Below are 9,597 nucleotides of genomic sequence, written 5' to 3' on the forward strand. Positions count from 1 at the left end.
TCACCCGCCCACCCGCTGGTCCGTCAGAGCAGGGCCGACGGCGACAGGGTCACCGCCAGCCGAGCGCCGGCGCCACGTGCTTGACGATGTTCTCGATGACGTGCGCGTTGTAGTCGACGCCGAGCTGGTTGGGCACGGTCAGCAGCAGCGTGTCGGCGGCCGCGACCGCCTCGTCCTCGCGCAGGTCCTCGACCAGCGCGTCGGGCTCGCCCGCGTACGTCTTGCCGAACCGGGCGGGCCCGGTGTCGAGGTGGCCCACCTGGTCCTCGCTGTAGACCTCCATGCCGAAGTACTGCCGGTCGCGCTCGTCGGTGATCGGGAAGATGCTGCGGCTGACGGACACCCGCGGCTCGTGCTCGTGCCCCGCCTCCGCCCACGCGTCGCGGAACCGCTGGATCTGCTCGGCCTGCAGCCGGTGGAACGGCACGCCGGTGTCCTCGGTCAGCAGCGTGGACGACATGAGGTTCATGCCCTGGGCCGCCGTCCACTCGGCCGTCGCGCGGGAGCCGGCGCCCCACCAGATGCGTTGCCGCAGCCCGTCGGAGTGCGGCTCGACGCGCAGCAGGCCCGGCGGGTTGGGGAACATGGGGCGCGGGTTCGGCTCGGCGAATCCCTCGCCGTCGAGCAGCTCCAGGAACCGGGCCGTGTGCTCCCGGGCCAGGTCCGCGCCGCCGGCGTCCTTCGGGGCCGGCTCGTACCCGAAGTGCCGGTAGCCCTCGATGACCTGCTCGGGTGACCCACGGCTGATGCCGAGCTGGAGCCGCCCGCCGGAGATCAGGTCCGCCGAACCGGCGTCCTCCGCCATGTACAGCGGGTTCTCGTAGCGCATGTCGATCACGCCGGTACCGATCTCGATGCGGCTGGTGCGCGCCCCGATCGCCGCCAGCAGCGGGAACGGTGAGGCGAGCTGCCGCGCGAAGTGGTGCACCCGGAAGTAGGCGCCGTCGGCGCCCAGCTCCTCTGCGGCCACGGCCAGGTCGATCGACTGCAGCAGCGCGTCCGACGCCGAGCGGGTGCCCGACTGCGGATGCGGTGTCCAGTGACCGAAGGACAGGAACCCGATGTTCTTCACGCTGACCTCAACTCCCTCGGGGCGCGTGCCCCGTCCCGGACCTGACGAACGTTCCCGAACTGTTATCGGTGCGGGGGCATCGTTTCGGGCTCCTGGAACGTATCTATCAGTGTGAGCAACAACGACGCCTTCCTCGACCGCACCACCTCCGCGCAGCCCGACCACTTCTACGGTCGCACCCAGCCGGAGACCGTGCGCTGGTGGATCCCCCTGGTGGCCTCCACCGGCGCGTTGCTCGTCCTCGTCCTGGGCACCGCCGCTGTCGTCAGCGGCATCGTGAACTCGACGATCGGCGGCATCGGCTGACCCGTCCCCTTGGGACGCTCGGCACCGAGGCCCTGTCGCACGGCGTACACCGCCGTCCGACAGGGCCTCAGGTATGTCCGGAAGGTAGGTCCGGAACCGTTGCCCGGAAGAGCCTCAGACCTGCTTGCGCACCGCGTCCGCCACGGCCTCCGCGACCCGGTGGTCGAACACGCCCGGGATGATGTAGGCGCTGTTCAGCTCGTCGGGCGCGACCACCTCGGCGATCGCGACGGCAGCCACGCGCAGCAGCTCCGTGGTGATGTCGGTTGCGCCCGTGTCGAGCAGCCCCCGGAACAGGCCCGGGAACGCCAGCACGTTGTTGATCTGGTTCGGGTAGTCGCTGCGCCCCGTGGCCACCACCGCCGCGGACTCGGCCGCCTCCAGCGGGTCCACCTCCGGGGTCGGGTTGGCCAGCGCGAACACGATCGCGTCCTGCGCCATCTGCGCCACGTCCGCACCGGACAGGATCCCGCCCGCCGAGACCCCGACGAACACGTCGGCGCCCTTGAGGCCCTCCTGCAGCGTGCCCGAGAAGCCGTCGACGTTGGTGTTGTCCACCAGCCAGCGCCGGTGCGGGTCGTCCGTGACCACGCCCGGGTGCAGCGCGCCGTCCCGGCCGAACGCCACGATGTGCCGCGCGCCCTGCGCCTTGAGCAGCCGGATGATCGCGTTGCCCGCCGCGCCGACGCCCGAGACCACGATCCGCACGTCCGCCAGGTCCTTGCCGACGACCTTCAGGGCGTTGACCAGCGCCGCCAGCACCACGATCGCCGTGCCGTGCTGGTCGTCGTGGAACACCGGGATGTCCAGCTCCTCACGCAGCCGCGCCTCGATCTCGAAGCAGCGCGGCGCCGCGATGTCCTCCAGGTTCACGCCCCCGTAGACGGGCGCGATCGCCTTGACGATCCGCACGATCTCGTCCGTGTCGGTCGTGTCCAGGCACACCGGCCAGGCGTCCACCCCGCCGAACTCCTTGAACAGCGCCGCCTTGCCCTCCATGACGGGCAGCGCGGCGGCGGGACCGATGTCGCCCAGGCCCAGCACCGCCGTGCCGTCCGTGACCACGGCGACCGTGTTGCGCTTGATCGTCAGCCGACGCGCGTCCTCCGGGTTGTCCGCGATCGCCAGGCACACCCGCGCCACGCCCGGCGTGTACGCGCGCGACAGGTCGCGGCGCGTCTTGAGCGGCACCTTGTTCGTGACCTCGATCTTGCCGCCCAGGTGCATCAGGAACGTCGAGTCGCTCGACTTGAGCACCTCCGCGCCCTCGACGGCGTTGACGGCCGCCACGACCCGCTCGCCGTGCTCCGCGTCGATCGTGTCGCACGTGACGTCCACGACCAGGCCGTGCGACGTCGAGTGCGCGATGTCCACACCCATGACCGCCGCCCCGGCGTCGGCTACCGCCGCTACCACCGTGCTCGTGGCGCGCTGCGAGGCGGCCACCTCCACGCGCAGGGTGATCGTGTAGCTCGGGCTGGGCAGCGACATCGTTGTTCTCCTCGGTCCTCCGGCCCTCGTCGGCCGGCAAGCGGCGCACGGGCGTGCGCGCACCTGGAGATTCCTACCGTCCGAACGTGACGTGCGCCACACGAGCCCGGCATACGGACGGCGTACCCGCGAGCGGTACGCAGGAACGGGGCGTGCAGGATAGGAGCGTGAACGTCTCCCCCGACTCCCCCGCGCGTGACGACGTGCTGCTCCTGCTCGACGAGCACCTCGCCGACATGTTCGCCACCTCCCCGGCCGAGAGCGTGCACGCCCTGGACCACACGGCGCTGCTCGCCCCGACGATCACCTTCTGGACCGCCCGGGACGACGACGGCGTCCTGCTCGGGTGCGGTGCGCTGAAGGAGCTGGACGGCGGTTCTGCCGGGCCGGACGGGACGTCCGCCGAGATCAAGTCCATGCGCACCGCCGGCCACGCCCGCGGCTGCGGCGTCGCCTCGGCGCTGCTCGGCGCCGTCCTGGCCGAGGCAACGCGGCGCGGGTACGGGCGCGTGAGCCTGGAGACCGGGGCGGAGGACTACTTCGCGGCCGCCCGCCGCTTGTACGCCCGGCACGGGTTCGTCGAGTGCGGGCCCTTCGGGAGCTACGTCCTGGACCCGAACAGCGTGTTCATGACGCTGGAGCTGCCGGCTGCCAAGCTGCCTGCGGCCGAGCTGCCCGCGGCCGAGCTGCCCGCGGCCGAGCCGGCTACCGCAGACGCTCCTGCAGGTTCGTGATGCGCCCCTCGTCCAGCCCGGCGTACCGCAGGTAGGCGACCGGGTCCAGGTCCGCCAGCCACTCCAGCAGGGCCGCGCGGCGCTCGCCGACGCGCTCGTCGAGCTGGCGGGCCGTCCAGGTCTCGCCGCGGTGCTGGACCCAGGCGCCGCGTTCGACGTCGTAGGCCACGCCGCCGCCACGGTGCGTGGTGCCGCGGAACGCGCGCTCGTAGTCCCGCGCGATCGCCTCGTGCTCCACGCCGGTCAGCGACAGCAGCAGGGCGGTGATCATCCCGGTGCGGTCGCGCCCGGCCGCGCAGTGCACCAGCACGGGCCCAGGAGCGTCCGCGACCGCCCGGAAGACCCCGCCGAACAGGTGCGGGTACATCGCGATGTTCGGCGCGTAGGAGCGCGGGTGGTCGAGCCAGGGGCCGCACGTCTCCAGGAAGTGCGGGTCGCCCGGGTCCTCGGTCGGGGTGTGGTGCGTGACGACTTCCCAGGGCCGCACGGCGTCGGGCATGAGGTCGTGCGCCTGCTTGACCTCGGCGGGGTTGCGCAGGTCGACGACGGTCGTGAGCCCGGCGTCGACGGCCTCCGCCCACCCGGTCGGCGTCATGGGTTCGGGAGCGCCCGAGCGCCAGACGCGCCCCGCGGCAGTGGTCCCGCCGTCCTCCAGCGGCAGGCCACCGAGATCGCGGAGGTTGACGGCGCCGTCCCAGACCTGGAGGTTCACCGGGTTGCTCATGTGCGGCATCGTGGTTGGGGGTCCACGGGCAGGTCAACGGGTAGAACTGCCCGTGGACAGCAGGACCTGGTCAGGCGTCCAGGTCGAGCGTCCGACTCAGGCGTCCGCCGGGTCGGCGAGGTCGACGACGACGAGCGCGTAGTTGTCGGGCGCGCCCGCCGCCTCCACGGCGTCGGCGATCTCCTGCGCGACGACGTCGGGGTCGCCCTCGCGCGTCAGGAGGGCCGCGAGGCGGTCGGTCGCCAGGACCGCGTGCACGCCGTCGCCGGTCAGGACGATCCGGTCCCCGGGCCGGACCTCGGTCGTGGCCAGATCGGGCCCGGCGTCGGAGTGCCCGCCCGTCCCGGCCGGGACGAGGGCCCGGTTCAGGAGGCTGCGGTCCTCGTGGGAGCGCGCCTCGTCCTCGGTGAGCCGGCCCTCCTCGATCAGTGCCGCGACCACGGTGTGGTCCCGGGTGAGCTGCTCGGCCCGGCCGTCCCGCACGAGCCACAGCCGCGAGTCGCCGACGTGGGCACTGAACAGCGTCGAGCCGACCAGCAGCGCCGCGGTCACCGTGGAGCCGAAGTGGTGCGGGTCGGCCAGGCCGGCGGCCTCGGCCGTGATCGCCCGGCCGGCCTCGCCGGTCGCGGCCAGGAGCGCGGCGGCGGGGTCGCCGTCCGTCGCAGACCAGGGGTCGTCCGCCGGGGAGTCGGCCGCTGCGAAGGCCTCGACGGCCAGACCGGCGGGCACGGGGCTGCCGTGCGGCCCGAACCCGTCGGCGACGACGAACAGGCAACCGCCCGCGTAGAGCGCGTCCTGCTGGGCGGCGCGGGCGCCCTGGCCGAGCCGCCAGGCGCTGCGGGCCGTGAGCGTGGGGCCTGAGATCTGCATGATGGTCTCCTTCGTACGCAGGTGTTCGACGACGGAGGCGACGATGTCGCGGCGGGAGGCCGTGTCGGCCTCGACCTGACGCCAGTACGTCCGCACCCGGTCGGCCGCGACGCCCGCCGGCGCGGAGGCGACCTCGCGGATGCGGGCCAGGGGCATGCCGATCAGGCGCAGCCGCGCGACCAGACGGGCGCGGTCGAGCTGGGCGGGCGCGTACCAGCGGTACCCGGTCAGCGGGTCCACGCGGTCCGGCCGGAGCAGGTCGAGCTCGTCGTACAGGCGCAACGCCTTCGGCGTCAGGCCGGACGTCCGGGCGAACTCGCCGATGCTCAGGTGCTCCATGTCGCCGCCCACGTCGTCATCCTCGTCCCCGGCGGGGATCGCCGGTGCGCAGGAGACTGGTGGTTCCCCCAGGGTGAAGGTCAAGGGGGTCGAGGTGCCGTTGCGTATAAGCAACAAGACGCGCCAACGGAGGCCAAGTGGTCCCAACTCTGCGAGCCTTGGAAGCGTTCAGTTCCAGCTCCGAGGAGTCATCGATGGCCGTCCCCACCCTGACCGCGACCCATCATCGCGCGGTCGCGACCCTGCTCAGCGCGCCCCGGCTCGCCCCGTACCTGCGAGCGTGCGGCGGCAACGTGCGTGCGGCGCTCACGCTGTACCAGTGGAACGTCGAGATGTCCTCGGCGGTCTACAAGATGCTGCACCTGGTCGAGGTCTTCCTTCGAAACGCGATCGACGCCGAGCTGCGCATCTGGAACTCGACACAGGTCGATCCCCGGACGGGACGCGCACACGCCGCGGAATGGCTCCTGGATCCTTCACGTCTGATCGAGCGTGTCGTGCGACGCGACGAGATCGACAAGGCGACCCGGCGTGCGGTGCTCGCGGTGAGGGACTCCAGCACCGGTCCGCGTGCGGTCACCCACGACGACATTCTGGCGCAGATGATGTTCGGCACGTGGCGCTTCCTTCTTCCGAGCAAGGATCCGGGCCGCCGCTTCCTGTGGCGATCCGCTATCTCGATGGCTTTCCCGCACCTCGACCGTCCCGTCGCCGACCTGGTCCGGGACGTCGACGGGCTCTATCGTCTGCGGAACCGCATCGCTCATCTGGAGCCGCTCCTCCCCGGCGGCGCCGTGGTGAAGCGGCACCTCAGGGCGACACGTCGGGTGCTCGAAGCAGTCGATCCGTCGGCCGCGCAATGGTTGGTGTCGCACCAGACCGTATCGAGCATGATCGCCGAGATGCCCGTGGCTACCCCAGAAATGCCTAACGGCCCCCTCAGTGATAACTGAAAGGGCCGCGGCCGAACTATAACCGGGAGACCTGCCCCGGCTTTCGTTAGAAGCCTAGACCACCCACATCATCCACGCCACCGCTGACGGCCCGGCCCGGCCCGGCTCGGACCGGGGCAGGGCGGGGCAGGGCGGCGGCCCCTCACACCCGCCGCGGTACCGGCACCCGGTCCAGGTCGGCCGCGACCGTGAGCTCGCCGTCGAACACCTGGCGGGCCTCCTTCTCGAACTCGCCCGGGTCGGTGTACCGCTGCGAGAAGTGGGTCAGCACCAGGCTCCGGACCCCGCACCGCGCGGCCACCGTCGCGGCCTCCAGGGCCGTCAGGTGGCCGTGGTCGTGCGCCAGGCGCCGGTCCCGGTCGAGGTAGGTCGACTCGATGACGAGCAGGTCCACGCCGTCGGCCAGTTCTCCGACGGCGTCGCACATCCGGGTGTCCATGACGAACGCGAACGACTGGCCGGGCCGCGGCTCGCTGACGTCCTCCAGCCGGACCACGCCCCGCTCGGTCCGCAGCGTCCCCTCCTGGGCGAGGCGTCCGACGTCGGGCCCCGAGATGCCCTCGGCGGCCAGGCGCTCCGGGACCATGCGGCGGCCGTCGGGCTCGTCGAGCCGGTACCCGTAGGCCTCCAGCGAGTGGTCCAGCCGTGCTGCGCGCAGCATCGCGGGGCCGTGCAGCTCCCCCGGCACGCGCGGCACGACGCCGTCCCGGCTCAGCCCCTGCAGCGCGAGGCGCTCCTGGTGGTAGTAGGCGGTGGCGTCGCACAGATTCTCGATCCAGCGGCGGCCCGACGCCGGGAACGTCACCGGCACCGTCTGCGGCACCGCGTCCAGACTGATGCGCTGCACCACGCCGGCCAGGCCGAGGCTGTGGTCGCCGTGCAGGTGCGTGATCGCGATCCGGGTCAGCGCCGTCGCGGAGATCCCCGCGTGCAGCATCTGGCGCTGCGACCCCTCGCCCGGGTCGAACAGGATGACCTCGTCGTCCCAGAACAGCACGTAGCCGTTGTGGTTGCGGGTCCTGGTGGGCACCTGGCTCGCGGTGCCGAGCGCGACGAGCTCGCGGCTCGAGACGCGGTGGTGGGCTGGACGCTGGAACACGCTCGCATTGTGTCCCGGCGGGCGGCCGTCGGCACGGGAAAATCTCCCGATAACGACTAGGTCCTTAACTTTCCAAAGATCACCCGCAGCCGGGCAAGACGTTCAGCGGGTCGCAGCCGTAGCGCGCCTGGGCCAGCACCAGCACCGCCCAGCCGAAGCCCGCCAGCATGGTCGCGCCCACCAGGATGTTCAGCACCGGGTAGGCCCCGCCCTGGATCGCCGGGGTCAGCGCGAGGCCTGCTCCGGCAAGCAGGCAACCCAGTGCCACAATGGTGATTGGGCTGGTCAGAGCATCCGAAGCCGAGAGCTGCAACCACCCGAACCGATCACCCAGCAGTGTCAGAGCGACGTACGGAAGAGCGAACGCGAGCGCCGCGATGGCGCGCCAGTCCATGATCGAAAGCTTCGCCAGCATCATGACCTCCCTTTTGCCCTGCCCGAGACGGTGGCCAAACACCCACCGCAAGTGTTAATAATCGGGGGGCGGTCCGCTATCTTTGGTAGTGATTTTCACAGAATCCGACATATTCGTACGATCTCCACTTTCAGGACTCTCGCGCAGATGGCACCCTGTGGCGCGTCGTAGCGCCAACGGCGGCACGGCTGTCGAGAAAGGACGCGCATGGCGAGGGACGAACGCGTGGGCAAGCCCGCGTACGCAGCGGTGTCGACCCGGATCACCGGGATCCAGCTTGCTGGGGCACGCCTGCGAGAGATAGCCGTCGTGCGCGTCGACGAGCGCGGCGGGGTGGTCGACGAGTGGTCGGCCGTGCTGCACCCGGACGGCGCGTGGATCGCGCTGGCAGACGTCGCCGCCACCCTGCGCGAGCGCCTGTCGCAGATGGCGATCGTCACACACAACGGCCGGCTCGGTATCGAGGTGCTGCGCAACGAGCTGTCCCACCTGGGCTGGGAGCTGCCCACGCTCGCCCAGCTCACGATCATCGACGCGAGCTACCACTACCTGCCCGGCCTGGTGCACCGCCGGCTGTCGGACTGCTGCACCGCCGCAGGGGTCCCGTACGAGGGCGGTCTGCCGAACTCCAGCCCGCTCAGCGAGGCGCGGGCCGTGGCCGGGCTGCTGGCCCGCTTCGTGCAGAGCGCCACCGGCCTGCCGGACCTGCCGGAGCTGCTGCAGGTCACCCTGCGTGCGTGGGTCTACCCGTGGCCGGAGGGGCCCACCCGGGCCGCCGACGCCCCGCGGCCGTGGCCCGGGCGGCGCGGTCCGGGCGTGCTGACGACGCTCGGCGGCCAGCCGCTGGCCGACGCGATCGCCGCCGTCGCCGACGTGCGGACCAACGGTTACCTGTCGCTCCTCGCGGAGACCCTCCAGGACGGACGGCTGACGGCGGAGACCGCCGCGGGGCTGGCCGAGGCCGAGCCGCTGTACCGGCTGACACCTGAGGCGGCCGCCGCCGCCCGCAAGGCGTTCTTCGACGCGCTGGTGCGTCAGGCGATCGAGGCCGACCGCTACCACCTGGAGGCCCGTCAGGAGCTGTGGCGGGTCGCCGACACGATCGGCTGCGCCCGGGACTCGGTGATCGAGCCGATCGTCGAGGCGACGCCGGTGGACTTCCCCAAGCTGGTGGACGATTCGGGGTCGAAGAAGCCCACCGACGGCCGCGGTCGGGCGACCCCCGCGCAGATGCGTGCCTGGGCCATCGCCAACGGGTTCGACGTCGAGGGCTACATCCGTCTGCCCTGGTCGATCGTGCGGGCCTTCGAGGAGGCGCACGCCGCGCCGGTGGACCGCACGATGCGCCAGACGGTCCGCGAGGAGCCGGCGGCGAACGAGCGCACCTCGCGCCAGGACTCCCGCCAGGACTCGCGGTCCGCGCTCGGACCGGAGCTGCGGCCCATCCTGATGCCGGCTCCCCGGACCGACGCGCGGGCTGATTCCCGCGCCGACTCCCGGCCGCCGCTCGGCCCGGACCCGGACGAGGGCGTGCCCCAGCTCGACTTCGACCGGCTGGAGACGCCGCCGATCGGCAACCCCCTGGTGTGACAGG

10 protein-coding genes are annotated in these 9,597 nt (G+C 72.0%); 4 read left to right on the plus strand and 6 right to left on the minus strand.

The window, feature by feature from the left end; genetic code table 11:
- Positions 1 to 49: 49 nt before the first annotated feature.
- Positions 50 to 1,072 carry an LLM class flavin-dependent oxidoreductase gene (locus tag ACFWEJ_RS23240; protein WP_377231551.1) on the minus strand — a complete coding sequence of 341 codons (1,023 nt, stop codon included), beginning with the start codon at positions 1,070 to 1,072 and terminating at the stop codon, positions 50 to 52.
- A gap of 111 nt (positions 1,073 to 1,183) precedes the next feature.
- On the opposite strand from ACFWEJ_RS23240, the gene ACFWEJ_RS23245 reads away from it, so the two are divergent.
- Positions 1,184 to 1,378: a hypothetical protein gene (locus ACFWEJ_RS23245; RefSeq protein ID WP_377231552.1), complete on the plus strand. Its 195-nt coding sequence runs from the start codon at positions 1,184 to 1,186 to the stop codon at positions 1,376 to 1,378.
- Between the two features lie 114 nt (positions 1,379 to 1,492).
- Here ACFWEJ_RS23245 and ACFWEJ_RS23250 read toward each other — a convergent pair whose 3' ends face one another.
- Positions 1,493 to 2,869 carry an NAD-dependent malic enzyme gene (locus ACFWEJ_RS23250; protein WP_377231553.1) on the minus strand — a complete coding sequence of 459 codons (1,377 nt, stop codon included), beginning with the start codon at positions 2,867 to 2,869 and terminating at the stop codon, positions 1,493 to 1,495.
- A gap of 167 nt (positions 2,870 to 3,036) precedes the next feature.
- Between ACFWEJ_RS23250 and ACFWEJ_RS23255 the strand changes: the two genes are divergently transcribed.
- On the plus strand, positions 3,037 to 3,603 hold the full coding sequence (locus tag ACFWEJ_RS23255) for a GNAT family N-acetyltransferase (RefSeq protein ID WP_377231554.1): 567 nt from the start codon (positions 3,037 to 3,039) through the stop codon (positions 3,601 to 3,603).
- On the opposite strand, the gene ACFWEJ_RS23260 is transcribed toward ACFWEJ_RS23255, so the two are convergent.
- Both ACFWEJ_RS23260 and ACFWEJ_RS23265 read right to left on the minus strand, forming a co-directional pair.
- Positions 3,575 to 4,327 (minus strand): tyrosine-protein phosphatase, encoded by a 753-nt coding sequence (locus tag ACFWEJ_RS23260; RefSeq protein ID WP_377231555.1) that lies wholly within the window; start codon positions 4,325 to 4,327, stop codon positions 3,575 to 3,577. The two genes, ACFWEJ_RS23255 and ACFWEJ_RS23260, sit on opposite strands and share 29 nt — an antisense overlap.
- 96 nt (positions 4,328 to 4,423) lie before the next feature.
- Positions 4,424 to 5,548, minus strand: coding sequence for a MerR family transcriptional regulator (locus ACFWEJ_RS23265; RefSeq protein ID WP_377231556.1), 1,125 nt, complete (start codon positions 5,546 to 5,548; stop codon positions 4,424 to 4,426).
- A gap of 182 nt (positions 5,549 to 5,730) precedes the next feature.
- Here ACFWEJ_RS23265 and ACFWEJ_RS23270 point away from each other — a divergent pair, with 182 nt between their 5' ends.
- Positions 5,731 to 6,489 carry a hypothetical protein gene (locus ACFWEJ_RS23270; RefSeq protein ID WP_377231557.1) on the plus strand — a complete coding sequence of 253 codons (759 nt, stop codon included), beginning with the start codon at positions 5,731 to 5,733 and terminating at the stop codon, positions 6,487 to 6,489.
- 142 nt (positions 6,490 to 6,631) lie between these two features.
- Here ACFWEJ_RS23270 and ACFWEJ_RS23275 read toward each other — a convergent pair whose 3' ends face one another.
- Both ACFWEJ_RS23275 and ACFWEJ_RS23280 read right to left on the minus strand, forming a co-directional pair.
- The gene (locus ACFWEJ_RS23275) at positions 6,632 to 7,588 is read right to left on the minus strand and encodes a ribonuclease Z (protein ID WP_377231558.1); all 957 of its coding nucleotides are present in this window, start codon (positions 7,586 to 7,588) and stop codon (positions 6,632 to 6,634) included.
- A gap of 79 nt (positions 7,589 to 7,667) precedes the next feature.
- Positions 7,668 to 8,003 carry a hypothetical protein gene (locus ACFWEJ_RS23280; RefSeq protein WP_377231559.1) on the minus strand — a complete coding sequence of 112 codons (336 nt, stop codon included), beginning with the start codon at positions 8,001 to 8,003 and terminating at the stop codon, positions 7,668 to 7,670.
- A gap of 207 nt (positions 8,004 to 8,210) precedes the next feature.
- Between ACFWEJ_RS23280 and ACFWEJ_RS23285 the strand changes: the two genes are divergently transcribed.
- Positions 8,211 to 9,593 (plus strand): hypothetical protein, encoded by a 1,383-nt coding sequence (locus ACFWEJ_RS23285; protein WP_377231560.1) that lies wholly within the window; start codon positions 8,211 to 8,213, stop codon positions 9,591 to 9,593.
- The last annotated feature ends 4 nt before the right edge of the window (positions 9,594 to 9,597 follow it).

The sequence above is a fragment of the Promicromonospora sp. NPDC060204 genome (assembly GCF_042728455.1).
Taxonomy (GTDB): Bacteria; Actinomycetota; Actinomycetes; order Actinomycetales; family Cellulomonadaceae; genus Promicromonospora.